The organism is Pseudomonas cuatrocienegasensis (genome assembly GCF_900110925.1).
Lineage (GTDB): Bacteria > Pseudomonadota > Gammaproteobacteria > Pseudomonadales > Pseudomonadaceae > Aquipseudomonas > Aquipseudomonas cuatrocienegasensis.
In genome coordinates this window covers 1-26,377 of sequence record NZ_FOFP01000001.1, presented here as the reverse complement: position 1 = coordinate 26,377, position 26,377 = coordinate 1, and the positions used below count along the sequence as shown (strand labels likewise).

General features: G+C 62.0%; 24 protein-coding genes. 12 read left to right on the top strand and 12 right to left on the bottom strand.

Going from position 1 to position 26,377, the window contains the following annotated elements; all coding sequences use genetic code 11:
- Nucleotides 1-5 precede the first annotated feature (5 nt).
- The 3 genes from BMW49_RS00120 to BMW49_RS00110 form a co-directional block, all read right to left on the bottom strand.
- Entirely contained in the window at nucleotides 6-3,095 is a 3,090-nt protein-coding gene (locus BMW49_RS00120; RefSeq protein WP_069517128.1) for an efflux RND transporter permease subunit, read from the bottom strand.
- Entirely contained in the window at nucleotides 3,092-4,222 is a 1,131-nt protein-coding gene (locus BMW49_RS00115) for an efflux RND transporter periplasmic adaptor subunit (protein ID WP_069517129.1), read from the bottom strand. Before BMW49_RS00115 ends, BMW49_RS00120 begins: the two co-directional genes overlap by 4 nt.
- Before the next feature lie 85 nt (nucleotides 4,223-4,307).
- Complete coding sequence (locus tag BMW49_RS00110) at nucleotides 4,308-4,925, bottom strand: TetR/AcrR family transcriptional regulator (RefSeq protein ID WP_069517130.1); 618 nt, start codon at nucleotides 4,923-4,925, stop codon at nucleotides 4,308-4,310.
- Between the two features lie 102 nt (nucleotides 4,926-5,027).
- On the opposite strand from BMW49_RS00110, the gene BMW49_RS00105 reads away from it, so the two are divergent.
- The 3 genes from BMW49_RS00105 (at nucleotide 5,028) to BMW49_RS00095 (ending at nucleotide 8,118) form a co-directional block, all read left to right on the top strand.
- Entirely contained in the window at nucleotides 5,028-6,503 is a 1,476-nt protein-coding gene (locus BMW49_RS00105; RefSeq protein ID WP_069517131.1) for an efflux transporter outer membrane subunit, read from the top strand.
- A 73-nt stretch (nucleotides 6,504-6,576) separates the two neighbouring features.
- On the top strand, nucleotides 6,577-7,413 hold the full coding sequence (locus BMW49_RS00100) for an AraC family transcriptional regulator (protein ID WP_069517132.1): 837 nt from the start codon (nucleotides 6,577-6,579) through the stop codon (nucleotides 7,411-7,413).
- A gap of 108 nt (nucleotides 7,414-7,521) precedes the next feature.
- Nucleotides 7,522-8,118 (top strand): LysE family translocator, encoded by a 597-nt coding sequence (locus BMW49_RS00095; RefSeq protein WP_069517133.1) that lies wholly within the window; start codon nucleotides 7,522-7,524, stop codon nucleotides 8,116-8,118.
- A 41-nt stretch (nucleotides 8,119-8,159) separates the two neighbouring features.
- On the opposite strand, the gene BMW49_RS00090 is transcribed toward BMW49_RS00095, so the two are convergent.
- The 6 genes from BMW49_RS00090 to BMW49_RS00065 all read right to left on the bottom strand — a co-directional run bounded on the left by BMW49_RS00090 (nucleotide 8,160) and on the right by BMW49_RS00065 (nucleotide 14,574).
- Entirely contained in the window at nucleotides 8,160-8,636 is a 477-nt protein-coding gene (locus BMW49_RS00090; protein ID WP_069517134.1) for a nuclear transport factor 2 family protein, read from the bottom strand.
- Between the two features lie 197 nt (nucleotides 8,637-8,833).
- Complete coding sequence (locus tag BMW49_RS00085) at nucleotides 8,834-10,888, bottom strand: pyridoxamine 5'-phosphate oxidase family protein (protein WP_069517135.1); 2,055 nt, start codon at nucleotides 10,886-10,888, stop codon at nucleotides 8,834-8,836.
- Between the two features lie 51 nt (nucleotides 10,889-10,939).
- Nucleotides 10,940-11,569, bottom strand: coding sequence for a glutathione S-transferase family protein (locus BMW49_RS00080; protein WP_069517136.1), 630 nt, complete (start codon nucleotides 11,567-11,569; stop codon nucleotides 10,940-10,942).
- A gap of 161 nt (nucleotides 11,570-11,730) precedes the next feature.
- Nucleotides 11,731-12,633 (bottom strand): LysR family transcriptional regulator, encoded by a 903-nt coding sequence (locus BMW49_RS00075; RefSeq protein WP_069517137.1) that lies wholly within the window; start codon nucleotides 12,631-12,633, stop codon nucleotides 11,731-11,733.
- Between the two features lie 3 nt (nucleotides 12,634-12,636).
- Complete coding sequence (locus BMW49_RS00070) at nucleotides 12,637-13,533, bottom strand: LysR family transcriptional regulator (RefSeq protein WP_170829035.1); 897 nt, start codon at nucleotides 13,531-13,533, stop codon at nucleotides 12,637-12,639.
- 132 nt (nucleotides 13,534-13,665) lie between these two features.
- Nucleotides 13,666-14,574, bottom strand: coding sequence for a LysR family transcriptional regulator (locus tag BMW49_RS00065; RefSeq protein WP_069517159.1), 909 nt, complete (start codon nucleotides 14,572-14,574; stop codon nucleotides 13,666-13,668).
- Nucleotides 14,575-14,691: 117 nt separating this feature from the next.
- Between BMW49_RS00065 and BMW49_RS00060 the strand changes: the two genes are divergently transcribed.
- Complete coding sequence (locus tag BMW49_RS00060) at nucleotides 14,692-15,021, top strand: nuclear transport factor 2 family protein (protein ID WP_069517139.1); 330 nt, start codon at nucleotides 14,692-14,694, stop codon at nucleotides 15,019-15,021.
- Complete coding sequence (locus BMW49_RS00055) at nucleotides 15,018-15,407, top strand: SDR family NAD(P)-dependent oxidoreductase (protein ID WP_244168288.1); 390 nt, start codon at nucleotides 15,018-15,020, stop codon at nucleotides 15,405-15,407. Before BMW49_RS00060 ends, BMW49_RS00055 begins: the two co-directional genes overlap by 4 nt.
- An 18-nt stretch (nucleotides 15,408-15,425) precedes the next feature.
- Here BMW49_RS00055 and BMW49_RS00050 read toward each other — a convergent pair whose 3' ends face one another.
- Genes BMW49_RS00050 through BMW49_RS00040 form a run of 3 tightly spaced genes read right to left on the bottom strand, consistent with a single transcriptional unit; the run spans nucleotide 15,426 to nucleotide 21,193 of the window.
- Nucleotides 15,426-18,533 (bottom strand): efflux RND transporter permease subunit, encoded by a 3,108-nt coding sequence (locus BMW49_RS00050; protein WP_069517140.1) that lies wholly within the window; start codon nucleotides 18,531-18,533, stop codon nucleotides 15,426-15,428.
- The gene (locus BMW49_RS00045; protein ID WP_069517141.1) at nucleotides 18,530-19,723 is read right to left on the bottom strand and encodes an efflux RND transporter periplasmic adaptor subunit; all 1,194 of its coding nucleotides are present in this window, start codon (nucleotides 19,721-19,723) and stop codon (nucleotides 18,530-18,532) included. Before BMW49_RS00045 ends, BMW49_RS00050 begins: the two co-directional genes overlap by 4 nt.
- Before the next feature lie 45 nt (nucleotides 19,724-19,768).
- Nucleotides 19,769-21,193: an efflux transporter outer membrane subunit gene (locus BMW49_RS00040; RefSeq protein WP_069517142.1), complete on the bottom strand. Its 1,425-nt coding sequence runs from the start codon at nucleotides 21,191-21,193 to the stop codon at nucleotides 19,769-19,771.
- Between the two features lie 213 nt (nucleotides 21,194-21,406).
- Between BMW49_RS00040 and BMW49_RS00035 the strand changes: the two genes are divergently transcribed.
- The 7 genes from BMW49_RS00035 to tnpB form a co-directional block, all read left to right on the top strand.
- The gene (locus BMW49_RS00035) at nucleotides 21,407-22,228 is read left to right on the top strand and encodes a MipA/OmpV family protein (RefSeq protein ID WP_083251680.1); all 822 of its coding nucleotides are present in this window, start codon (nucleotides 21,407-21,409) and stop codon (nucleotides 22,226-22,228) included.
- On the top strand, nucleotides 22,228-22,914 hold the full coding sequence (locus tag BMW49_RS00030) for a response regulator transcription factor (protein WP_069517143.1): 687 nt from the start codon (nucleotides 22,228-22,230) through the stop codon (nucleotides 22,912-22,914). The genes BMW49_RS00035 and BMW49_RS00030 overlap by 1 nt, the downstream gene beginning before the upstream one ends.
- Complete coding sequence (locus BMW49_RS00025) at nucleotides 22,883-24,280, top strand: sensor histidine kinase (RefSeq protein ID WP_069517144.1); 1,398 nt, start codon at nucleotides 22,883-22,885, stop codon at nucleotides 24,278-24,280. Before BMW49_RS00030 ends, BMW49_RS00025 begins: the two co-directional genes overlap by 32 nt.
- Nucleotides 24,281-24,370: 90 nt before the next feature.
- Nucleotides 24,371-24,673 carry an ArsR/SmtB family transcription factor gene (locus BMW49_RS00020; RefSeq protein WP_069517145.1) on the top strand — a complete coding sequence of 101 codons (303 nt, stop codon included), beginning with the start codon at nucleotides 24,371-24,373 and terminating at the stop codon, nucleotides 24,671-24,673.
- Nucleotides 24,674-24,816: 143 nt separating this feature from the next.
- Nucleotides 24,817-25,812: a zinc-dependent alcohol dehydrogenase family protein gene (locus BMW49_RS00015; RefSeq protein WP_069517146.1), complete on the top strand. Its 996-nt coding sequence runs from the start codon at nucleotides 24,817-24,819 to the stop codon at nucleotides 25,810-25,812.
- Nucleotides 25,809-26,075 carry an antibiotic biosynthesis monooxygenase family protein gene (locus BMW49_RS00010; RefSeq protein ID WP_090390801.1) on the top strand — a complete coding sequence of 89 codons (267 nt, stop codon included), beginning with the start codon at nucleotides 25,809-25,811 and terminating at the stop codon, nucleotides 26,073-26,075. The genes BMW49_RS00015 and BMW49_RS00010 overlap by 4 nt, the downstream gene beginning before the upstream one ends.
- Before the next feature lie 68 nt (nucleotides 26,076-26,143).
- Nucleotides 26,144-26,377, top strand: a 234-nt coding sequence (tnpB, locus tag BMW49_RS00005; protein WP_244168287.1) for an IS66 family insertion sequence element accessory protein TnpB, incomplete at its 3' end; no start/stop codon positions are given.

Sequence of the window (26,377 nt, the reverse complement as noted above, 5' to 3'; positions counted from 1 at the left end):
CCTGTTTATGCGGGCTGCGCCTCCAGGAAGCGGCTACTGCTATCGGGTTTGATCCGGAACCAGATGGAGTACATGGCCGGCAGGAACACCAGGGTCAGCACGGTTCCCGCCAGGGTGCCGCCGATCAGGGTGTAGGCAAGCGTTCCCCAGAACACCGAATGGGTCAGCGGAATAAACGCCAGAATCGCCGCCAATGCGGTGAGGATTACCGGGCGGGCACGCTGCACGGTGGCCTCGACCACGGCGCGGAACGGATCGAGACCGGCCTGTTCGTTGTGGTGGATCTGCCCGATCAGAATCAGCGTGTTGCGCATGAGGATGCCGGACAGCGCAATCAGGCCGACCAATGCATTGATGCCGAACGGCTGCTGGAACAGGATCAGCGTCGGCACCACACCGATCAGCCCCAACGGGCTGGTCAGGAAGACCATGATCATTGCGGAGATCGAACGCACCTGCAGGATGATGATGATCAGCGTGACGGCCAGCATGATCGGGAACAGCGGCAACATGGCGACCATGGCCTTGCCCGACTCCTCGATGGAGCCCGCCTGCTCGATGCGATAACCGCTCGGTAGCTTCGCCATGATCGCTTGCAACTGCTGGGTGATGGCCGTCGATACGTCTGGCGGTTGCAGACCTTCGGCGATATCGCCACGCACAGTGATGGTCGGCATACGGTCGCGCCAGCGCATGATCGGCTCTTCCATGCGCACCTCCACGGTGCCGATCTGCGACAACGGGATGCGCTGGCCATCGGCACCGGCCAGGGTGAAGTCCATGACGCGGGTTGGATCGAAGCGAATATCGCCGGCCGCCCGGGCCATCACCTGCACCGTGCGGATGTCTTCGCGAACGGCGGTGATCGGTACGCCGCTGAGCAGGAACTGCAACTGTTGTGCAACGGCGCTGGAAGTGAGCCCCACTGCCTGCAGACGATCCTGCTGCAGGTTGAAGTGCAGCGCAGGCACGCGGGTGCCCCAGTCGCTATTGACCGTGCGCATCAGCGGGCTGGCGTCCAGCACCTGCTGCACCTCGGCGGCTATATCACGCAGCGTGTCCGGGTTCGGGCCGGTGACGCGATAAGCAACCGGGTACGGCGAATACGGACCGAACACCAACTGGCTGACGCGCACCTGCGCCTCGCTGGCCAGCCCCTCGGCAATCACCTGACGTAGCCGGTGCTTCAATGCTTCGCGCGCTTCCTGGCTGTCGGTCCGCACGACAATCTTGGCAAACGAAGGATCAGGCAGCTCCGGCCCCATGGCCATGAAGAAGCGCGGCGCGCCCTGGCCGATGTAGGCGGTGACGATCTTCGCCTCTTCCTGCTGAGCCAGCCAGGTCTCGACTTTTTCCGCGGCGGCGCTGGTCTGGGTAATGGAGGTGCCGTAGGGCATCTGCACCTCGACCAGCACCTCGGGGCGGTCGGAGATGGGGAAGAACTGCTTCTTGACCAGGCCCATGCCAAGCACCGCCACGACGAACAATCCGACCACGGAGCCGGCGACCAGCCACTTGTGGGCAATGACCCGGCCCAGTAGCTGGCGAAAACGGTTGTAGCGTGGGGTGTCGTAGATGGCGCCATGGCCGCCCTCAACCTTCTTAATTTCGGGCAGCAGCTTGACGCCGAAGTAAGGTGTGAAGACTACCGCGACCAGCCAGGAGGCGATCAACGCGATACCGACGATCCAGAACATGTTGCTGGTGTATTCGCCAGCGGTGGAGCGGGCAAAACCGTTGGGCATGAAACCGACGGCGGTGACCAGGGTACCGGAGAGCATCGGCGCCGCCGTATGGCTCCAGGCATAGGCGGAGGCCTGCACGCGGTCGTAGCCCTCCTCCATCTTCACCACCATCATCTCGATGGCGATGATGGCGTCGTCCACCAGCAGACCCAATGCCAGAATCAGCGAGCCCAGGGTGATGCGGTCGAAGTTCTTGCCGCTGGCAGCCATCACCACGAAGACCATCGCCAGCGTCAGCGGCACTGCCACGGCGACCACAACACCGACGCGCCAGCCCATGCTGACGAAGCACACCAGCATGACCACCAACAGCGCGACGAAGAACTTGACCATAAATTCGTCAACCGACGAGGCGATGTTGACGGCCTGGTCCGTGACCTTGCTCAGGCTCATGCCCAGCGGCAACTCGGCGTTGATCGCACTCACTTCGCCGTTCAGCGCCTTGCCCAGGTCGAGCCCGTTCCAACCCTCGCGCATGACAATGCCGAGCAGCAGGGCCGGCTCGCCACCGTTGCGAATCAGGAAGGTCGCCGGGTCCTCATAGCCGCGCTTGACTGTGGCGACATCCGACAGCTTCAGGGTTCGGCCCTGGGCGATCACCGGCGTGTCGCGAATCTTCTGCAGCTCATCGAAGGCGCCATCCAGGCGCAGGAACACGTCCGGGCCGCGGGTTTCCACTGAGCCGGCCGGGGTCAGGGCGTTCTGCCCGTTGAGCGCGGCGAACACCTCCTGCGGGCCAATGCCCAGGGTCGCCAGGCGCTCATGGGAGAACTCGACGAAGATGCGCTCGGCTTGCTCGCCGATGATGTTGACCTTTTTCACCCCCGGCACGTGCAGCAGCCGTTGGCGCAACGTCTCGGCGTCGCGCACCAGGCGGCGCTGCGGCTCGCCCTTGGCCTTGAGTGCGAACAGGGCGAAGGTGACGTCGGAATACTCGTCATTGACCAGCGGGCCGATCACCCCGGCGGGCAGCGTTTTCGCCTCGTCGCTGATCTTCTTGCGGGCCTGGTAGAACTCCTCCGGCACCTCAGAAGGCGGCGTGCTGTCGCGCAGCGACAAGGTGGTAAAGGCCAGGCCTGGTCGGGTGTAGGTCTCGCTACGGTCGTACCAGCGCAGCTCCTGCAGACGCTTTTCGATTTTCTCGGCGACCTGGTCCTGCATTTCCTGGGCGGTAGCACCGGGCCAGGCGGTGACGATGGTCATCACTTTGACCGTGAACGCCGGGTCCTCCGCACGACCCAATTTGAGAAACGCGATAACCCCAGCGAGCGAGATCAGGCAGACCAGAAACAGGGTGATGGAACGCTCGCGTACAGCAAGCGCTGACAGGTTGAAACGCCCTTCGCTCATGGCCGGTCTCCCTCGGCCGCCGCGACGGCGGCCTCACCGGCCACCCGTACCTGTTGGTCTTCGCGCAGCAGGTGCACGCCGAGCGCAACGACCCGCTCACCTTGCTTGAGCGGGGCAGTGATGCGTGCGTGCTCATCATCAAGGTGCTGAACCACCACCGATTGCCAGTGAACCTGTGCCGGTTCGCCCTGGATAACCCACACACCGGGGCCCTTGCCCGCGTCGTACAGCGCGCCGATCGGCACCTGCAAGAGTTCTTGCACGGAGGAATGCTCCGTTGCGGCAGGCCCGTGCGAAATCTGCACGGTGATCGTGGTGCCCAAGGGCGCGTTAGCCAACGCCCCTTCCAGCACATAGCGCGCCTCAAAGGTGCGGGTCTGGCTATCCGCTACATCCGAGAGTTGCCGCAATGTGGCCGGGACGCTAACGGCAGCATTGCCGAAGAGCATGGCCTGGGCAGCGGAGCCGAGCGCCGGGCGCAGGGTTTCCGGCAACTGGATAAGCGCTTCACGGGAGCCGGCATGTGCCAGACGCACTACGGCTTGGCCGGCACTGACGACCTGCCCGGGCTCGACCAGCGTGTCCATGACAACGCCGTCGGCATCCGCCCGCAACTCGGCATAACGGGTCGCATTGAGGGCTACCTCCGCCTGGGCCTGGGCCGCACGGAGCTGGGCGTTGGCGGAATCCGCCGCGGCCTTGAACTGATCATAGGCCGACGCCGATATCGCGCCGGTTCCGCGTAGGTCGCGGTAGCGCGCTTCATCATCACGGGTTTGCTGTGCCAGCGCTCGCGCAGCGGCGACCGCTTCGCGCTGTGCATGGGCGGCAAGTTTCAGGTCGACGGGGTCGATACGCATCAGTGGCTGACCGCGCTTGACGGTCTGCCCCGCATCCACAAGCCGTTCCAGCACCTTGCCGGCGACACGAAAACCCAGGTCGCTCTGCACGCGCGCCGTTACGGTTCCGCTGAAGGAACGCGAAGCGGGGATTGCCTGTTGCACGGTAGCGGCACGCACCAGCGGCGCTTCGGTGCGTGGATCGGTTTGCGTCTTCTCGCCGCACGCAACCAACGCAAACGGCAATACGCAGATAAGGGTAGGTAAAACAAAGCGACGCCGGAGCATGAGAGTCCCATACGCGAAATGATCGGGGCTCTCACTTTGATTCTAGTGACCAATTTAGTCAATAGTCACAACGACAATGATGCTGTTACGGTGACAGGCTGCGCAGTACCAGGCTGGACAGTTGCGCCGGCGCCTCGTCGATGTAGTCGAAGCCGTGCTGCAGCAGCAGTGGGTTGATATAGGGCCGAAGAACCAGATAGATCGCCATCACGGTTTCATCCAGGGGCGTCTTGCGCTCGAAGTCTCCGCTTTGCCGACCGGCCTGGAGGATGTCCTGCAGCAACTCGCGGATGCGCCCTTCATAAGCAAGCGCCGCCTGCCAGCGCTCGGTCGCCGCCGACGTCGCAATCTCGTAGAGCTTACGGTCCTGGGAAAACAGACGCAGGCTGGCCTCGACGATCGACTTGAACATCCGCCGCAGCTGCTCCGGCGGGTGTTCGGCCTCACTGACGGCCGCCCTGACATCGGCCTCGATCTGGCTCAGACAGTTGGCGCAGATCGACTCGCCAATGGCCTGCTTGGACTCGAAGAACTTGTAGATATAGGCCTTGGAAAAGCCGATGGCCTTGGCGAGATCGGAAACGGTGGTCTTCTCGTAGCCATACAGGCTGAAGTGCTCGGTTGCGGCGGCAACGATCTGAACGCGCACATCGTGATCAACCGGGCCGCGGACCGAACCTGAATTAAGCTCTGTCTTGCTCATGGGTACATGCCTACTGCCAATATTTAAAGTGGACAACTAGTGACCAATACGTATTATGGTCACAAGCAGTCTGTTTATCATACCCCGTTCTGGAATAAGCCCATGCCAACCAAGCGCGTTCTTGCCCTGCTTATCAGCGTCAGCCTCTCGGCAGGCTGCGCCGTCGGCCCCGACTACACGCAACCCGATACGCCCCTGCCGGAGCGATACCTGGGGCAAACGGTAGTCGAGCAACGGCATGCCGCTGCCAATGCCAGCCTTATCGCCTGGTGGACAGGTTTCGACGACCCGCAGCTAACGCGCTTCGTAACCCTGGCCCTTGAGCAGAACCTCGACCTGTCACAGGCGGCCGCCCGCGTCGCTCAGGCGCGTGCTGGACTGGGAGCGGCGAATGCCGCTTTGCTGCCCTCTGGCAACATCAGCGGTCAAGCGGCCAGGACCTACCAGTCAGTTGAAACGCCGCTGGGACAAGTGCTGAATTCGACACCCGAGTTCGACCGCTACGGCAATGCCTATGAAGCCAATCTTGGCGCGAGCTGGGAGCTGGACCTGTTCGGTGGCCTGCGCCGCGAACGCGAAGCAGCGCTGGCCGAGTACCAGGCGAGCGACGCCGGGGCGAGCGCCACACGATTGGCTGTGGCGGCACAGACCGCAGACATTTACATCAGCATCCGCGGGCTGCAGGCCCGTCTCGACATTGCCCACAAGCAGATACAGACCCAGCAAGAGCTGCTTGCGAGGGTCAATCTTCTTTATAGCAAGGGGCTGGCTGCCGAACTCCAGGTCCATCAGGCTGAAGGGGCACTCGCCCAGGTTCAGGCATCCGTCCCCGTCCTCGATACGGCCCTGACGGCGGCCATGAACGCAATGGATGTGATGCTCGGCGTATCGCCCGGCACACACCGCACGGAACTGGCCGAAGCGACCGCCATACCGGCTGCGCCGCAGATTGCGGCGACGGGGTCACCGGGTGACCTGCTCAGACGCCGCCCCGATCTGATTGCGGCCGAACGCCAACTGGCCGCCGCCAACGCACGTATCGGCGTCGCCATCGCCGAGTATTACCCCAAGCTCTCCCTGAGTGGACTGATTGGCAGTGCGACCTCGGTGTCCAGCGGCAACCTGTTCAGTAACGCCGCCAGCCAGACCGCCGGCGTGCTGGGCCTGCGCTGGCGTCTGTTCGATTTCGGCCGGATCAACGCGCAGATCGACCTGGCCAAGGGCCAGGAGGCCGAGATGCTGGCGGCCTATCGACTGGCCGTGCTGCGCGCCACCGAGGATGTAGAAAACGCCTTCTCGGCACTGGTCAACCGCGAGCAGCAGGCAACGCTACTTGCCAGGGGCGTCGACTCGCTCGGCCAAGCACGCGATGCTTCGTTTATGGCCTATCAGAAGGGGGCTGTCAGTCTGATCGAAGTCTTGAATGCCGATGAAACCTTGCTGCGCGCCAGCGATACGCGCGCACAGGCGCAGACGGAATCAGCCCGCGCAGCGGTCGCGGCCTTCAAGGCCCTCGGTGGCGGCTGGCAACCCCGTGAGCCGGCACAGCAGTTGCTCAGCGCTGCACAAATCTTCTAAACAGCGCTCGGCAAAACGCAGTAATTTGAGCGCCCACGCAGATTAAGCTGAACAACCACTTCTGGAGTCATCCGTGGATACACGCAACTGGATTGAGCTGTCCCAGGATGCCGATACCGGGATTGAGTCTATTCGCGCCCATTTTCAGGGGCATGCCTACGATCCGCATTGGCATGACAGCTTTCTGGTGGGGGTAACCGAACAGGGCGTACAGCAGTTCAATTGCCGGCGTGTGCGCCATCTCAGCACACCGGGCAAGGTCTTTATGCTCGAGCCAGGGGAAATCCACGATGGGCATGCGCCGACCGAGGAAGGCTTTACCTATGCCATGCTCTACCTTGAACCGCATTGGCTGGAAAGAGAGTTGCACGCGCTGTTCGAGCACGTACCAGCCAACAGCCAACTGGGCTTTGCCGCCACCCTGAGCCAGGACCGCGACCTGTCCATGGCCATTAATCAGGCATTCCACGCGTTCCATGGCGGTGATCTGCGCATCGTGCGCCAGAACGCCGTCGACACCTTGCTCGACTCGCTCACTTGCCACCTTGATTGGCGCAAACGCCAATCGCGTGACCCGCGTCTGCCGCTGGTGGCCCAGGTTGCACGTGATTACCTGCATGCACATGTCTACGAGAACATCGGTCTGGATGATCTGGCACAAGCCTGTGCAGTTGACCGCTTTCGCCTGACTCGAGCCTTCAAGGCAGCCTTTGGCTTGGCCCCACATGCTTATCTGATCCAGCTGCGGCTGGCCAAGGCCCGCCAGCTGTTAGCCCGCGGCGAGTTGCCGGCACAGGTGGCCAGTGCCCTCGGGTTCGCCGATCAAAGCCATCTGGGGCGCTGGTTTCGTCGGGCCTACCAACTCACACCAGCGGATTACCGCAAGCGCTGCTCAAACCTTCCAGACTGACTGGCACTGACTTGCAACCATGGACTTCTTTTCGATTCAGGAGTCCATGCCATGCCGTTGTCACTGCTCGCCTTGCCTGTCTCATTGCACTGCAAGGGAGCCTGAGCCATGGAGTCCTTGCTGCCTTTTCTGCTGTTTGCCTTTGTTGCCTCGATTACCCCAGGGCCGACCAATATTCTGGTGTTGAGCCACAGTTCGAGGTGCGGGCTAGGCGCCACGCTGCCGATCATTTTGGGGGCATGCACAGCGGCGGCATTTATAGTGTTGGCCGTCGGTCTCGGCGTAGGTGAAACGCTGCTGCGCTTTCCACTTGTCCAGCAGGTGATGGTGTGGTCCGGCGTGCTGTGGCTAAGCTGGCTGGCGTGGCAGATTTTCCATAGTCCACCGCCCTCCCTGGACGTGCCGAGCCCCCGCGGCAAGGGCATCAATGTCCTCAGTGCCGCCACCCTGCAACTGGTCAACCCCAAGGTCTGGATGATGGCCGTGGCAGTGGTCAGCGTGTTTGTCGGTGCTGGCGACAAGACTTTGCAGGTGATGGTCCTGACGCTATTGTTTCTGCTGGTCTCCTTGCCGTGCATGACCCTATGGGCATTACTCGGCTTGGGCAGTGCCCGAGTTTTACGCTCGCCTCAGGCGCTCAAGCGACTGAACCAGGTGCTGGCGTTCTTGCTGCTGATCTCGGCTTGGATGCCCATACTGGTCTAACGCAGTGGAAGAGCCTTGAACACTGCGGCAGTCAATTGCCGTTATAGCCCCAATTGCGAAAGCCCCGGATGCTCGTCAGGACGACGGCCCAGTGGCCAGCGGAATTTACGCTCGGACGCCTGAATGGGCAGGTCATTGATACAGGCAAACCGGTGGGCCATCAGGCCGTTTTCGGCGAACTCCCAGTTCTCGTTGCCGTAAGAGCGAAACCAGTTGCCCGAGTCGTCGTGCCACTCATAGGCATAACGCACGGCAATGCGGTTATCGGTAAACGCCCACAGCTCCTTGATCAGGCGATATTCCAGCTCCTTGTTCCATTTGCGCTCTAAAAACGCCTGGGCTTCGGCACGGCTGGTCACGAACTCCGCGCGGTTGCGCCATTGGGTATCAGGGGTATAGGCCAGGGCCACTTTTGCCGGATCGCGGCTGTTCCAACCGTCTTCGGCCAGACGCACTTTCAAGGTGGCGGACTCCCGGGTAAAAGGCGGCAACGGTGGACGCGTTTCAGCACTGGGCATGACGGTGGCTCCTGTTTTTTTGAGAGAGGGAATAGCCGGCTAGTATCGCGTCAACCATGAAATGTCGGTACGCAGGATGGGCCGGGCGGCGCTCCGCTTTAGCCGCAACACTGCAGCGCTTTAACGATTTATCGCGAATAAAGGCTAGGCGCCCCCTTCGCTACTACAAAAAGCAACAGATGATTCGTGTCGCGACACTAGAGTTCAAGCACCAGAGGTTGGATACCACCTTCCTGCTGCGCCGGTACAGCGCAGCAGATCAGCACACTATCGCTCGCCGGTAGCTGTGCCGGGGGATTGGGGTAATGCACGTTGCCGCTGATCAGGCGCGTTTTGCACGTACCGCACGAGCCGCCACGGCAGCTGAAGTCGGGGCTCAGACCGCGGCTTTCCGCCAGCTCCAGCAAGCTGCCACTGCCCGGTGTCCAGCGCGCCTCTTTCGCCGACGAGGAGAAATAGACCGGTACCGGGGCACTGGCGGCGGGTAACTGGGCCGGTGCAGCAAACGGTTCAACCGCTAAGCGCTGCAATGTCGAGGGGCCGAAGGCTTCGGCGTGGATGCGTTCATCAACAATGTTCAACCCGCGCAGGCCGTCGTACATGCTCTGCAGAAAGCTGCCAGGACCGCACAGGTAAAAGTCGTAGTCATCCAGCGGCAACCGCGCCTTGACCTGGGCGAAGTCGAGCCGGCCGGTTATTTCAAAGTCGCGGCCAGCCACAGCATCCGCACCCGGACGGCTTAAGGCGCGATGGAGATGCAGGCGTTCGGCATCGCGTTGCTGCAGCGCCTTGAGTTCTACCTGGAACGGCAGGTCCTCCAGGGTTCTGGCACTTTGAAACAGATGTACCTGGCGCTGGGATTGATGCGTTTGCGCGGCCAGCTCCCGGAACATCGAGAGCAAGGGCGTGATGCCAACCCCGGCCGCGATCAACACCACGGGGCGCTCGGTTTCCTCGATCAGGGTGAAACTGCCCATGGGCGGGCGAACCTCCAGGACATCGCCCACCTGCACATGCTTATGCAGATGATGCGAAGCCGGCCCCTGGGCCTTGACGCTGATACGGATATGCCCGTCGGACGGCGCGCTGGAGACGCTGTAGGTGCGGATCAGCGGCGCCTCAGCGTCAGGTGTTTGCAGGCGTAGCGGCATATGCTGGCCTGGGGTAAACGCCACCGCGGCCTTATCCAGCGGCTGGATAAACAACGAGCGGATGTCCTGGCTCTCTTGCTGTATCTGGGTCACACGCCATTGTTGCCACTGCCGGCGTTGTTCGTTCTGCCGCAGCTTCTCGTCCGCCTCAGCCCAGGAGCCGGTGGCCAGGCTGGTCGGTGCGTAATCGTGAAATTCCCAACGCAGCGCTGTTGCTGCCGGGCGTAATACTGCCTGCTCGACATCGAAGGTCCAGAGACGCTCGGCGCCTTCAAACGCGGTGATCATCGGGCCATCGAGAATCAGCTCGGTACGGCCGGTAAGTTGCAGCATGTCGCCGCTGACGAAATCGACAAACAGCAAGCCGGCGACAGGATTGGCCTGCAGGTTTCCCAGGGTGTTGAAGAACAGGTTGCCGGCGTAATCGGGGATGGTCAGGCGGTTACCCTCGACTTTGACAAAGCCGGCGCGGCCACCGCGATGCGAGACATCCACCGAGCGGCTGTGCGCGTCATGGTCGAAGTAACTGGCGATAAAGAAGGTGTCCGCTGCGCGGATCAGCTCGGTGGTGCGGGCATTCAACTCCGTGAAATCCTCGCGTGCGGCGCGGTGCTTCAGCCGCTCCGGCAAGCGGCTATAGCCGCGTGCCTGGATGTACTTGGGGCAATTGCCGTAGGAGTGCTCGACCGCCACGGCCAGGCCATCGGCAGAGACCTGCTGGATCACCCCGTTGATGCGATTGCGCCGCCGTGTATGCAGCTCGATGCCGAGCAAGCCAATGGCCTGGCCGGGTTGCAGGCCGGCAGCGGCCGGGTCCTGCTCGTCGGGTTGTACGGCCACTAGCAACTGCTGCGGATCGGGCGAAGTGACGAAGCCTTCCGGCCCCTCAAGCAAGGTCGCCCAGGGCCGCTGCTGTGCATCGACCGCGCCGACCAGCATAAAGGGCAACTGCTGATAAAACTCACGATGTTGCTCAGGCATGTAGTCGCGAATGACCTTCTGCCCGATAACCTCCATGCGCTCGGAAACGCTGTAGCGCTCCTGAAGCTGTTTTTCCCCGGCATGCCAGGGTGAGCGGCGGTGTTTGGGCAGATGATCCATGCAATGCGCTCCTCGAAAGGGCTACCGGAAAACCCGGCAGCCAGTACGGGCTCAGAGGGTTTGCAAACCGGCAGCAGTACGCTGCATGGGCACAAAACCTGGTAGTGCTTCTACCCGCTCCAGCCAGGCGAGCACGTTCGGGTAGGCCTGCAGCGAAACATTGCCTTCCGGTGCATGGGCAATGTAGGTGTAGTTGGCGATATCGGCGAGGGTGGCCGTATCGCCTGCCAGGAAAGGCGTGCTGGCCAGTTCGCCGTCCATCACCTTGAGCAGGGCGTGGGAGCGCGCGATCACTTCCTCGGCATTCAATGGCGCACCGAACACCGTGATCAGCCGCGCAGATGCAGGGCCGTAAGCCAGTTGACCAGCCGCCACCGACAGCCAGCGCTGAATGCGCGCAGCAGCAAGAGGCTCTTCAGCCAGCCACTTACCGTCGCCATATTTCTTCGCCAGATAAACCAGAATGGCATTCGAGTCGCTGAGAATGGTGCCGTTGTCATCGATAACCGGCACCTGCCCAAAAGCGTTGAGCGCGAGGAACTCAGGCTTTTTATGGGCGCCATTGGGCATGTCGACAAACACCAGCTCGGTGGGCAGCTGCAGCAGTGACAGCATCAGTTCGACGCGATGGGCATGGCCTGAAAGAGGGACGTGATAGAGCTTGATGGCTGGTTGAGACATGGGGTGGCTCCGCATCGGGTTAGGGATGTCAGCGCAGCTTGTTGCGCTGGTAGACCCATGCTGCACCCGCTCGCGGCCAAGCAGAATCCCCATGCAGAGCAATGCATAATTTCGTTTTCTAAAAGAATGCGGCTGTGCGCTGAGGTGACAAGCGCGCGGCGTCAGCCAATAAATGCCGGATGAGCGCGCAGCCTGGGCGTGGCAAAATCGATAAAGGTGCGCACCCGCGCCTCGGCACGGCGGCCATCGCGGTAGATCAGCTGCACGGGCAGATCCTCGCTGGCAAAGTCGCTCAATACGGGCTCAAGCAAGCCGTTCTGCAGCTCATGGTGCGCCTCGTAGCTCATGCAGCGAATCAGGCCCAGCCCTAGGGTCGCAGCATGGATAGCGGCGCGCTGGGTGGTGCAGGTCAGCACTGGCGTGGGCTTCACCAGGCGTGTGGTGCGCTCATAGCGAAAGCGCCATTCGTTTTGCGGGCCGTCGGCCGTAGTCAGCACGCTACGGTGCACTTTGAGGTCGTCGGGTATCTGCGGGCGCCCCCACTTGGCCAGGTACGTGGGAGAGGCGCAGACAATCGGCCGCACCCTGCCCACCGGCATGGCGAACCCGGAAGAGTTCGGCAAATGGCCCACCACCAGGGCGACATCAATGTTCTCCTCAAGCAGCTTGGGCACGCCTTCGCTGGCCCGGGTGACCAGCTGCACCTCGGGAAATGCCGCGAGATAGTCGAGGGCGATTGCTGTGAATACCTGCTGATCCATCAGCATCGGCAGTGACACGCTCAACTGCCCGGCAGGGCTAGCATGCAAGCCGGCAGCGGAGCGTTCGGCAACCGCGGTTTGTTCGAGGATCTGCCGACAGCTGACAGCAAAGAGTTCGCCCGATGGGCTCAGCTCGACACCACGCGGCCCGCGAATCAGCAGGGTGTTGTTCAGGCGTGATTCCAGCAAGGCGACGCTACGCATGATGGTCGCGGGCGAGTGGTTTAGCTGACGCGCGGCCGCTGCCAGGCTGCCGGCTTGCACCACGGCGTCGAACACCTGCATCTGGCGATAGCGGCTCACGGGTTAAGCACCCCCGCCCCGCTGCAGCGCGGGATCCTGCAGGAAGCGGCCGGCACAAAAGTCGACAAAAGTGCGCACCTTGGCCGGCACTCGTCCGCCACCTTGATAGAGCACATGCACCGGTATCGCTGCCGCCTCAAAGCTATCGAGGATGATCTCCAGCTCCCCTTTCGCGACCAACTCGGCTACCTGATACGACAGCACCCGCGTCAGCCCCCAGCCCAGGCACGCAGCATTGATTGCCGCCTGATTGGAACTCACCATCAGCCGCGGTTTGGGATGCAGGGTAAGAGCGCTGGTGCCCAGGTTGAATTGCCAGTCGGTAAGCAGGCTGCTGGCCGAGGACATCACCACAGGAGCCGCCAGTAAATCCTTGGGCTCTTGCGGCCGACCAAAGCGCTCGAGAAAGGCCGGAGCAGCGCAGATGACCGGACGGATATGCCCGACCTTGATGGCCTGCAAGCCGGTTTCCGGCAACTGGCCAATGCGGATGGCGACGTCCACGCCCTCCTCGACCATATTCACCAGGCGGTCCACCAACAGCGCGTTGATCGCCACCTGCGGATGCGCCGACAAGTACTCGGTAATCAGCGGAATCAGATACAGCTCACCGAACATCACCGGCGCCGTCACCGTCAGGTTGCCCCGCGCACGAATACTGCTGCCAGTGGCCAACTCCTCGGCCTCTTCCAGCTCCAGCAGGATGCGTTTGCAGTCTTCGACATAGCGCCGGCCTGCCTCGGTCAGGCGCAGGCTGCGTGTGCTGCGCGCCAGCAACAGCGTGCCCAGCCGCTTCTCCAGCCCGGCAATTACCCGGGTCACGCTGGGCGGCGACATGCCCACCAGCCTCGCGCCACCGGCAAAGCTTTGCGCCTCGGCAACGGCCAGCAGCACCTTCATCTCCTGAAACCTGTCCACAGTCACCGCCCGACGTCGAGATTGGCGTTAAGAATTGCATAAAACGCAACTGACGGAGCGTTTGCGCGCCGCCTACCAGCAGACAGCTGCGGACAGACAGGCGTATTACCACCGTTAGTCTTTGCTGGGCAGATTGCCGCGCGCCAGAGCGGTAAATGCCTTGAGCGCTGCGGAGGGGTTGCGACGGTTCGGGTAGTACAGGCACAGATTGTCTCGGGGTGGAGTCCAGTCTTCCAGTACGCGCTCGAACTGCCCAGCCTCGATTTCAGCCAGCACATCCTGCTCCAGGAAAAAGCCCAGCCCCACACCTGCCTGCACCACGGTCTTGGCAACACTGGACTCATCAAGGGTCAGCGGCCCGCTTATATCCAACCGGGTCACCTCGCCCGCCCGTTCAAAATGCCAGGGGAAGATCGCGCCATTCGGCAGCCGGATACGTAGGCACTGATGGTGGAGCAGATCGGCTGGCGTAAGAGGCCGGCCATGCTGCTCGAAGTACGCGGGCGAACCAACCACAGCGTAGCGTTGCGGTTGGCCAAGGGGGATCACGATCATATCGCTGGGCACCAGACTCGCGGACCGTACACCGAGATCGAAACCGTCCGCGACTATGTCCACCAGGCGGCCTTCAGTCACCAGGTCGATATGCACCTTCGGGTAACGCTGCAGAAACTCCAGCACCAGCGGCAGCAATGCGGCGCGAGCGGCACTGGCGAACGCATTGATGCGCAACACGCCAGATGGCCCGGCATTATGCGAGCGCACGGCTTCCAGCGCTGCCCGCACGTCCTGCAATGCCGGCCCGACCTGCTGCAGGTACAGGGTGCCCGCCTCGGTCAGCGACACGCTGCGGGTGGTGCGATTGAACAACCGCGTTTCGAGACTCGCCTCCAGTTTGGCAATGGTGTTGCTCAATGCCGTAGTCGAAACATCAAGGTCGATAGCCGCCTGCCGAAACGAGGCGCGGCGGGCCACGGCCAGCCCGGCTTCCAGCTCATTAAGGCCCAGGCGCGGGTCTGCCATGCAATTGTCCTGAAATTCGGGATAGGTCATTAACTTCTATCCCAGTTGAGCAAAGTATCCGTCGAGCGGCAAGATCACAGTCGTGAATCCCAACCCACTGTGAGAGGAGATCAGGCCATGAACCTGCAACTGCCTGACGCCGTACAGACCTACTTCGATGTCAGCAATGGCGGCGACATCTCGCGCCTTGCCGCCTGCTTCTACGCGGACGCCAGGGTGACCGACGAAAACCGCACGCACCAGGGCATTGCCGCCATCGAAACCTGGCAACAGGAAGCCCGCCAGGCATTCACCTATAGCGTCGAGCCGCTGGCGGCGACGCAGAGAGACGACACGCTGAGCGTCACGGCACGTTTGGTCGGTAACTTCCCTGGCAGCCCGGTGCAGCTGAATCATGTGTTTCTGCTGCAGAACGGCCAGATCCGCTCACTGGAGATTGCGCCATGAACCTCGATCTGAGCGGTAAGCGAGTTCTGGTAACAGGCGGCACCAAAGGCGTCGGCCGCGCGGTGGTCGAGCTGTTCCTCGCCGAGGGCGCCAAGGTGCTGACCTCGGCTCGGCAGGCAAACAGCGAGCTGCCGGCCGAGCTGTTCGTGCAGGCCGACCTCTCGACCCCGAAAGGCTGCGCAACACTGGTAACCGCAGCGAAGCAACGGCTGGGCAGTGTGGACATCCTCGTCCACGTCCTGGGTGGTTCGTCAGCACCCGGCGGCGGCTTCGCAGCGCTGGACGACGCGCAGTGGCAACGCGAACTCAATCTGAACCTGTTTCCAGCAGTGCGCCTGGATCGCGCCTTGCTCCGATGCTGTTGGCATAAGAGTGTTTATAACTGACCTCCGACGCCATGGTCGCTATACCGGCTGGTCACGTTCGTTCAATGACGAATGTTCCCGTGAGCTACGTGTGCGTTGGCGCAGCCACTGCGCGACGTCATCCAGGTAGGTAAAGACCACCGGGATCACCAGCAGACTCAACAGGGTCGAGGTCATCAGCCCGCCGATCACGACAATCGCCATGGGTGAGCGGAAACTCGGATCAGCGCCCACGCCGAGGGCAACCGGCAACATCCCCGCGCCCATGGCAATGGTCGTCATGATGATGGGCCGGGCGCGCTTGCTGCAGGCGTCGATAATCGCGTCCCACCGCGCCAGGCCGTAGTCGCGGCGCGCGAGGATGATGTAGTCGATCAGCAGAATCGAGTTCTTGGTGGCGATGCCCATCAGCATGATCAGGCCGATCATCGACGGCATCGATATCGCGGTTGCGCTAAGAAACAGGGCCACGAACGCGCCAGGGATCGACAGCATGGGCGCGGCCAGAATGGTCAGCGGCTGCATAAAGTCCTTCAGCAGCAGCACCAAGACCATGTAGATGCACACCACCCCCGTCAGCATGGCCAGCCCGAAACCCATGGCCAGCTCGCCCATCGCTTCGGCATCGCCACTGGCGCTCTGTATCACGCCCGCCGGCATGTTCTGCAAGCTGGGCAGCGCCAGCACCGCCTGCTCGATAGTGCCCAGTGCTTCGCCGTTGAGCTCAATCTCGAAGTTGATGTTGCGCATGCGGTCATAGCGGGCAATTTCTGCAGGGCCACTGCCGATCTCCAGCGTCGCGACATTTTCCAGCGGCACCGGGCCGCGCGCGCCGGGTACCGGGAGGCGCTTGAGCATCTCGAAGTCGCCGCGTGCGGCATCGCTAAGCCGTACGACCACGGGCACCTGCCGTTCGCTGAAGCTCAGTTTGGCCAGCTCCTGATCGTAATCACCGGTCGTGGCGACACGCAGGGTGTCGGCGATCGCGGCCGAGGTAACACCAAGATCGGCCGCACGGGCAAAATCGGGCCGTACGATCAGCTCGGGGCGCACCAGGCTGGCCGTCGATGTCACTGCGCCCACCCCAGGAATGGTGCGCAACTCGCGCTCCACCTGCTGCGCGTGACGGCTCAGTACCCGACCGTCTTCGCCCGCCAGCACCAGCACATAGTTTTCCGAGTCGCCCATGCCAACCTTGACGCGCACGCCAGGCAATACGGCCAGGGCTTCGCGCAGCTGGCTTTCGATCTGCTGCTTGGTCAGCCCAGGGCGCTCCTCGCGGTGCGTCATGTTCAGCGTCAGCAGCGCCGTGCGCACATCTCCAGCGGAGCTTCCAGAGGCGTTTATAGGGTCGCCACTGGTCGCGCTTGCGCCGATGCTGGTGTACACCATCTTTACCTGCTGGTTGTGCTCGATGATCCTGCGCGCGCGCTCGGCAAGCACGAGGCTGTCGTCCAGCGTGCTGCCGGGGGCGAGCGTCAGGGTGACCTGGGTCTGCCAATTGTCATCGGGCGGAATAAAGGTGCCCGGCAAAGACGACGCGAGCAGCAACCCACCGACGAAAAATGCCGCTGCCGCCGTGACCGTCAGCGCGCGGTGGCGCAGGCACCAGCGCGCCCAGACCAGGTACAGGCTTATCCAGCGCGAGGGCTTTTCCGCCTGCTGCTTCGGTGCCCGCAACAGGTAAGCCGCCATCATCGGCGTGAGCATGCGCGCGACGAGCAGCGAGAAGAACACCGCGATTGCCGCCGTCCAACCGAACTGGACGAAGAACTTGCCGACCGTACCGCTCATAAACGCGGTGGGCAGAAACACCGCAATCAGGGTGAAGGTGGTCGCGACAACCGCCAGGCCGATCTCGTCGGCCGCCTCCATCGCGGCCTGGTAAGGCGTCTTGCCCTGACGTATATGGCGCGCGATGTTTTCGATCTCGACAATCGCGTCGTCCACCAGAATGCCGATCACCAGGGACAAGGACAGCAGCGTTACGGTATTGAGGGTGAAGCCCATCCAGTACATCACCGCGAAGGTCGGGATCGCCGACAACGGCAACGCCACGGCGACGACAAAAGTCGCCCGCCAGTCGCGCAGGAAGAGAAACACCACCAGCACGGCGAGCGCCGCCCCTTCATAAAGCAGGCGCATCGAGCCATCGTAGTTCTCCACCACCATGTCAACGGAGTTGAACGCTTCGGTGACGGTGATTTCCGGGTGCTTGGCTTTCAGCTCATCGAGCGCGGCACGCACGCCTTCGCCAACGTCCACCTCACCGGCGCCACGGGCGCGGACGATTTCAAAACCGACTACCGGCTGGCCATTCAACAGTGCGGCCGAGCGCGGCTCGGCGACCGTGTCAGAGACGTTGGCAACCTGGTCGAGCCTGACGCGCCTGCCATCGCTGAGGGTGATTTCCAGCCTGGCAATCTCCTCAGCCGACTGCACGGTGGCGATGGTGCGCACCATCTGCTCACCGCCGCCAAGATAGGCCCGGCCGCCGGAGGCTTCCTGCTGCACCTGACGCAGCTGGCGCGAGATGTCCAGGGCCGTGGTGTTCAGCGCAAGCAGCTGCGCCGGATCCAGCGCAATACGCACCTCGCGGGTGACGCCGCCGACCCGAGAGACGGCGCCGACGCCGGGCACAGCAAGCAATGCCTTGCTGATGTCGTGGTCGACGAACCAGGACAGGGCTTCATCATCCATGCGCGTCGAAGCGACCGTATACGTGAGGATCGGCGAGCCGGAGATCACCACCTTTCTGATCACCGGGTCGCGCAGGTCTGCCGGCAGATCGGCGCGTACCCGGGCCACGGCATCGCGGACATCGTCCAGCGCTTCCTGGGTCGACTTCTCGAGGCGAAACTCGACCGAGATATCCGCAGTACCGTCAGTCAGGGTGCTCTGGATATGTTTGACGCCCTGCACCGTTGCGAGGGAATCCTCTATCTTGCGCGCGACATCGTTTTCCAGCTGTGAGGGCGAAGCGCCTGGCAATTCGGCCGTCACAGTGATCACCGGCAGGTCGATATCGGGAAACTCCTGGATTTTCATCATGCCGAACCCCATCAGGCCGGCGAACGTCAGCAGGATGAACAGCAGGATGGCCGGGGTTGGATTGCGGATCGACCAGGACGAGACGTTCAGGCTCATTGCACACCTCCGCTCAAGGAGGTGCTGACGGGTGTGGCGTCTGTAACCGAGGTCAGCGGGTCATTACTCAAGGCCGGCGGTTCCTCAACCACGCGAACAAAATCGCCGTCACCCAAAAACCCGCCGCCCGCCAAAACAACCTGATCTGCTGTATCGATGCCGTCAGTAATCTCGACGCGCTGCCCTACTCGCCGTCCGACCGTCACCTTGGTTTGCACAACCTTGGCGTCCGCCCCCACGTGCAGCACATAACTGAAACCGTCGCGCAGCAGCACCGCACTCTGCGGCAAGGTCATCGCCTGATCGCTGCCGACCTCGAACTCGCCACGGGCGAACATGCCGGCGCGTACCGGGCTGTCCGTTGGTAGATCGACATACACCAGGCCGTTGCGGGTTTGCCTATCGACCACCGGAGCAATCATTCGCAGCCGGCCCTCCACCACCTGCTCATTGGCCACGCGCACCTGGGCAATCTGGCCGGGCTGCAGCCGGGCAAGGTCCGCTGCGGCCACCTCGGCGTGCCATTCAAGGCGCCGGCCGCGGATCAAGCGAAACAACTCCTGACCGGCCGGGAGCACGGCGCCCACGGTGGCGCTGCGCGATGAGATCACGCCATCGTCAGGCGCCAGTACACGGGTCTGGCCCATGCGCAGACGTTGGGTTTGTTCGGTCGCTCTAGCGGCCTCCAGCCGGGCCTGCGCCGTACGCTCCGCCGTGAGGTATTGAGTGATCTGCTGCGCCGATAACGCCCCACTGCTTTGCAGTAGCCGCGCCCGCTGGGCGTTGGCCTCGGCCTCGGCAAGCGCCGCCTCTGCCTCTGCCGTCGCCGCGCGACGTTGCGCCAGCTCGGCGCTCACTGTGTCGGCGGCAAAGATGGCGAGCACCTGGTTACGCCGCACCAGATCACCCACATTGACCATGACCTCGGCAAGGCGCAGGCCGTCCGCCTCGGTGCCAACGCTGGCTTCCTGCCAGGGCATGACATTGCCGTTCGCCTGTACGCGAATGGGCAGGGTCGCGGGTTGCAGGCGGGTGACGGAGACCGTGAGCGCAGGCTTCGCCGTCGCGAGCGCCTTATCGGTAGCCGGCGCTGGGCCAGGGAGCCATACGAGCAGAGCCGCGATCACGAGGGTAAACGCCGCGACCATCGTCATGACGATAAAGGCAGTGTGGCGGGTTGTTCTGTTCATGGGTGTAGTAATCCTGGGCAGGCGTGCGAGTGGCTTATGGGGGCGTCACACGCCGCTGATTTCGTTTAGTTCAGCAGCGGACCAGCCACCGCCGACCGCGCGGTACAGGGTGATCCAGCTGGCGACACATTCGCGTTGCAGCTCGATCAGGGTGACCTCGGCGGCAACCTTGCTGCGGCGCGCATCCTCAAGCTCGAACAAGCTGGCACTGCCGACCCGGTAACGGGATTCGACGGCGAGATATGAACGCTCGAAGCCGTCGAGCGCACGGCGAGCATCGTCACTGCGGGTCGCAGTGCTTTGCAGGGTGACGAGTGCGGTTTCCACCTCACGGATGGCGTTGCGCAAACGCTCGGCGTAGACAACGCTGGCCACCTCGTAGCGCACCTTTGCCGCCTCGGCATTCGCCCGCCGAGTACCGCCGTCGAACAGCGGCAGCGTCACCGCAACCGGGCCGACGCTCCACAGCGTGCCGTTGCTGCTGACACCACCCTCCTCGGCGATACGTGTGCTGCCGATATTTCCGCTCAAGGTGACGCGCGGCCAGCGCAACGCCTGCGCCTGTACCGACTCAGCACTGGCGGCGACGACATCGCGCGCCGCCGCATAGATATCGGGGCGCTGCGCCAGCACCTGGGCCGGCACGCTGGCTACGCGAAACTGGGCTGGCTGCGGCAGTTGCGCAGTGGCGTCAGCCAGTTGCTTGCGTAGCACCGGCTCATCTCGCGCCGTCAGGGCAACCAGCGACTTGATCAGGTAGGCGCATTGCACGCGCTGCTCAGCCAGGGTCACCTGCCCTTGCGCCGCGCTGGCACGAGCCAGGTCGGCCTCGGCGGGTGCCTGAAAGCCGCCCATCACCATCAGCTCGGTCAAGCGCGCTGTTTCTCTGCGTGATTCGGCGTCGAATTCGGCCTGCACGACCTGCGCTTCGCACGCCCGTAGCTCGACGTACGTCGTCGCTATCTCGGCGGCCAGTGAAACGCGTGCGTCATGCCAGCCCGCCATGCGCGCTTCCAGCTGTGCCTGCGCGGCGCTGGCGCCAGCACGGTTGGCGCCGAACAGGTCCAGCTCCCAGCTGGCCTGCAGACCTGCGGAAGATAACGAAGCAACCGGGGCGGCCACTTCGGACCGACCACGGCTGGCCTCGATAACCGCATCCAGCGAGGGCAGCAACGCCGCCATGCCACCAATGCGTGCCGCCTGTGCATCGGCAATACGCCCAAACGCCTGGGCCAGGGTCGCACTGGCGTACTGCCCATCGGCGATCAGGCCGAGCATCAGCGGGTCGTCGAATTGCGCCCACCAACGTGTCAGCTCATCGACTGTGCCCTCATGGGCAAGGGGTGCATGCCAACGCGCAGCAACGGGCGCCTCGGCACTGCCTGGTGTGGGCGGCGGCGCGATAGAGGCGCAGCCGGCGAGCACGGCTGCTGCCAACACGGCCCAGGGCAGGCTGAGTAATGCATTCAAAACGACGTTCTCCCTTCTTACGTGGGCAAAGCCGCACGTGTTCAACACGACGCCACTGGCCGTCGGTTAGCTGTTTTCGGGAGTCACTATCGGGGGGCCAACCTTTCCAGATACTTACCGGCAGGCGAAACAAATAAGGCGCGGTCAGTAAGTGTTCAGTAAGTCAGAGCTGCCAATCATTGAGCCGTCTTCATCCTTGCTCTGGAGAGCCCAATGCATCGTTTCCGCTTCCCCGCTCCGAACCTATCGCGTGCACTCATGCGCACCGCAGCTGCTTCAGCCGTTGTCGCGGGCCTGTGCTCATCGCTCACGGCCCACGCGGGCGAACAGCCAGCCAGCGACGGGACGTCGTCCTGGGGCCTGGGGCTTGGCGTTGCCAGCACTCAGCAGCCCTACACCGATATCGACCGTGATAACCAGGCAATACCGCTGATCTATTTCGAGAACGACTATGTCCGGGTATTCGGCCCAACTGCCGAGATCAAGTTGCCCAGCCTGCGCATCAGCGATTCTCAGCAATTCAACTTCTACATCGTCGCCGAGTATGATTCCAGCGGCTATGAAGAAGGCGACGCGCCAATTCTCGATGGCATGGACGATCGCGACGGCGGCTTCTGGGGCGGGGCGAAAGTGGAGTGGCAGAACGAGCTGGTCAACGTCAACGCCGAGTGGCTCGCCGATATATCGGGCGACAGCGACGGCCAGCGGTTTACCCTGGGGCTGGAAAGAAGCTGGACGTTCGGCGAGCACATAATGCTCACCCCGCGGCTGGCCGCCGTCTGGCAAAACCAGGATTACGTCGACTACTATTTCGGCGTGCGCAGCGACGAAGTCCGTGTCGACCGCGCAGCCTATGAAGGGAAATCCACCATCAACACTCAATTTGGCGTGCGTGGAACCTACATGTTCGATCAACAGCACTCGGTATTCCTCGACCTGGAAGCCGTACGCCTTGGCAGCGAGATCGAGGACAGCCCGCTGGTAGACACCTCTAGCGAAAACAGCGTGCGCTTCGGTTACCTGTACCGCTTCTGATGAGCCGCATTCTCCTGATCGAGGATCACGAACGGCTGGCCCAGCTGATCTGCAAGGGCTTGGCGGGCGCCGGCATTGCGGTCGATATGGTCAGCCGCGTGGATGCCGCCTGGGCGGCGATCCAGCAACTGCCTTACCAGGCCATGATCCTTGATCGGGGCTTGCCGGATGGCGACGGTCTTACTCTGCTGCAGAAACTACGCAGGGCCGGCCAGGGCCTGCCTTGTCTGGTATTGACCGCCCGCGATGCGTTACATGATCGCGTGGAAGGTCTGGACGCCGGCGCCGACGACTACCTTGCCAAACCCTTCGCCATGGATGAAATGGTGGCGCGCGTGAAGGCGCTGCTGCGTCGTCCTGTGGTGCTCAACGCCCTCGATCCCAGTTACGGCGGTCTGACCCTGCGTCCCGACACCGGGGTTTTATGGCACGGGGAAAACAGCGTTGCCCTATCGCCTGCGGAGATGCAGATCATGCTGCTGTTTTTGCGCAACCAGGAGGATGTGGTGCGCCGCAGTGCGCTGGAGGCAGCAGCCTGGGGCCTGAGCGAAGCGGTTACACCAAATGCTCTGGACGTCGCCCTGCATCGTATTCGCCGCAAGCTGATCGCCATTGGTTCACGCTACAAAATTGTCAACGTCAGAGGGCATGGTTATGCGCTTCGCGAGCACGCTGGGGCTCAATAGCCTCGCGGCAAAAGTGTTGCTTGCCTACATCGCGGGCGCGGTGCTGACCACCACCCTGATGGTGCTGGCCGTCGTCTCCATCACGACCTCGCAAAGCGCCTTACTCTCTGACGCAGAGGTGGCCGATACCACGAAAGAGTTGGCTGATGACCTGCTATTCGACCGCAATGGCATACCCATTGGGCTCGACATTGACGACTTCGACGTCGAGTGGGTATTCGACAGCCTGAAACAGGAGACCGCTTACCGCGTGCTGGATACCTCAGGGAAGGTTGTGCTGTCCGCGCCGACCAGCGAGGTCATCTGGCCTGAAAGCGCCGCCGGCCAGCCCCAGCCTGGCAGCTTCACGTTCGAGCAGAGGGGCGTGACGATGCACGGCGCCACCGAAGCCGTCGAGCACGACGGACGCACCTGGTATCTGCAGTTCACCGCCAGTACGCGGTTTTTCCACTTGGTCTATCGGGCGTTTGCCATGCCATTTACTGGCCTGGGCATCACCCTGTTCAGCCTGATGCTGCTCTTCGTTTTCGGCGCAAGCGTTTATGTGACCTTGAAGTACAGCTTCAAACCACTGCGGGACATATCGACTGCCGCTGCCGGCATTTCCCCGCGCTCCCTTCACGCGCGCCTGCAGAGCGATACGGTCCCGACGGAAATTGCCCCACTGGTGGACAGCTTCAACAAGGTGCTTGAGCGGCTTGAACACGGCTACCGCGTCCAGCAGGAGTTTCTCGCAACCGCAGCGCACGAACTGAAAACACCCCTGGCATTGATTCGTGCGCAGATCGAGCTGATTGACCATGGCCATGAGCGCGAGTCACTGCTCAACGATGTCGAGCACATGACCCGCCAGGTCCACCAATTACTGCACCTGGCCGAGGCGAGCGAACTGCAGAGCTATAGGTTCGCCAGCGTCAACATTCGCGACCTGGCAAGCGAAGCGGTGAATTACCTGCAGCGCATGGCAGACACCGCGGATGTGCGCCTGGTGATGTCTGGCGATAGTGAGCAGCAGTGGCTGGCTGATCGAGGCGCCCTCTTCACCCTGCTTAAAAACCTGCTGGAAAACGCCATTCAGCATGCCCCAGGCGGAAGCGAAGTTCATCTTGAGGTACGTAGTAATAGCCTGACGCTACGCGACTGGGGTCCTGGAGTGGAGGCAGAGCAACTGGTCCATCTGTTCGTGCGCTTCTGGCGTGGTGCGCACAGGCGTGACCATGGCGCAGGCCTCGGCTTGGCCATCTGCCAGGAAATTGCAACGGCCCATAGTTGGACACTGACGGCGCAGCGGGCGGAACCGGGCCTGATATTTCAGCTGTCTCGACCGGAGAATGGGCCTGCGCCTGAATCGCCCTTGGCGGTGTAGCCTTCGCAAAGAAATACCCGCTTAGCCTAAATCTTTATCCCTTTTGCGCTGCGCATTGACATATCGGTAAATTTCGATATTATCGCCCCCATGGAATTACTCGACGTATTCAAAGCCCTCTCCAACCGGACACGCCTTGAAATCTTGAAAGGCTTGAAGGACCCGGTGAACAGCTTCCCTCCGCAGGATGAGGGCGACGTGCTCACGGTTGGCGTTTGCGTCAGCAGTATCCAGGAAGGCGTCGGCCTGTCCCAGTCAACGGTGTCGGATTACCTTGCCACCCTGCAACGAGCCGGCCTGGTTGAAGTCAGGCGCATTGGTCAGTGGACTTACTACAAGCGCAATGAAGCAAACATCAAAGCCCTGGCCGAGATCATAGGGACAGAGCTGTAATTTTTTGCCATATCGCATCGAAAAATCTCGATATCCCTTTTAACAGAAATGAGGCTCCTCATGACATAGAAATGCGCAGTGATTTTCCGCCACAAAACATCGATATTTCCCGATATTCCTTTTTTCAGAAATGAGGTTTTACAATGAAAGCAATGATACTCACGTCATTCGGCGGCCCTGAATCGTTCGAACTCCGCGACCTGCCCAAGCCAGTGCCGGGCACGGGAGAAGTTCTGGTGCGGGTACACGCAACCTCCATCAACCCGTTGGATTACCAGGTCCGCCGTGGCGACTATTCCGACTATGTGCCACTGCCGGCCATTACCGGTCACGACGTATCTGGCGTTGTTGAACAAGTCGGCCCAGGGGTGTCGGCTTTCGCGCCTGGCGATGAAGTCTGGTACACCCCGCAAATATTCGACGGCCCGGGCAGTTACGCCGAGTACCACATTGCGGCCCAAAGCATCGTTGGCAAGAAGCCCGCCTCGTTAAGCCATCTTGAGGCGGCAAGCCTCAGCCTGGTCGGCGGAACAGCCTGGGAAGCACTGACCGTGCGAGCGGCGCTCAAAGTGGGCGAAAGCATCCTGATACACGGCGGCGCGGGAGGCGTCGGTCATGTGGCGATCCAGCTGGCAAAAGCCATTGGCGCAAAGGTCTTCACCACCGTGCGCGAAGCCAACGCTGAGTTCGCACGCAGCATGGGTGCCGATGTACTTATCGACTACGAAAAGGAAGATTACGTCGACGTCATCAACCGGGAAACCGATGGCCGCGGCGTCGATGTGGTGTTCGATACCATCGGCGGCAACACACTGTCACGCAGCCCCGACGCCCTCGCCCAACTTGGCCGCGTGGTCTCGATCGTCGACATCGCCCAGCCACAAAACCTCGTTCAGGCCTGGGGCAAGAACGCGAGTTATCACTTCGTTTTCACCAGACAAAACCGCGGCAAGCTGGATGAGCTAAGCACCTTGATCGCGCGCGGCCAGCTGCGCCCGCACGTTGGCGCCGTCTACTCCCTTGCCGACATTGGCCTCGCCCATGCCCGGCTGGAAAGCCCCAACAATGGGCTCCAAGGAAAAATCGCAATTGCCGTCGTGCCGTCGTGCATAACGTTAAACATTGAGGAAACGCCATGATTTACGAGATCGCTCTACTCCCCGTCCACAAACAACAGATTGACGCGTTCAGGCAGGCATTTGCCGAAGTCGCCCCGCTACTCAGCCGCGCGAAGGGTTACGGCGGGCACATGCTCGCCCAAGGGATCGAAAACCCCGAGCAATTCAATTTGATCGTGCGCTGGCAAACACTCGAAGATCACACGCCGGGCTTCGAAGCGAGTGAAGACCATCGGCTGTTTATGCTGGGCCTGCAGGAATATTTCTCGGTAAGCGCTCCATAACCCCCATCTACAAATGACATGCAGCACCCTTGATGCTGAGCTCCCATTTCTTGCTGGAGCTCACCCTCATGATGCGTCCCGACACCAAGGTGCAGAAGGTCTACCTCTATCCCAAGCCCGTCGACTTCCGCAAATCCATCAACGGCCTGGCAGCATTGGTCGAGTTGGACATCAAAGTGGAAGTATTCAACCCGGTGCTCTTCGTGTTCCTCAACCGCTGCCGCAACCAGGTCAAGATCCTCTACTGGGAACGCAATGGCTTCTGTCTGTGGCTCAAGCGCCTAGAAGCCGAGCGTTTCAAG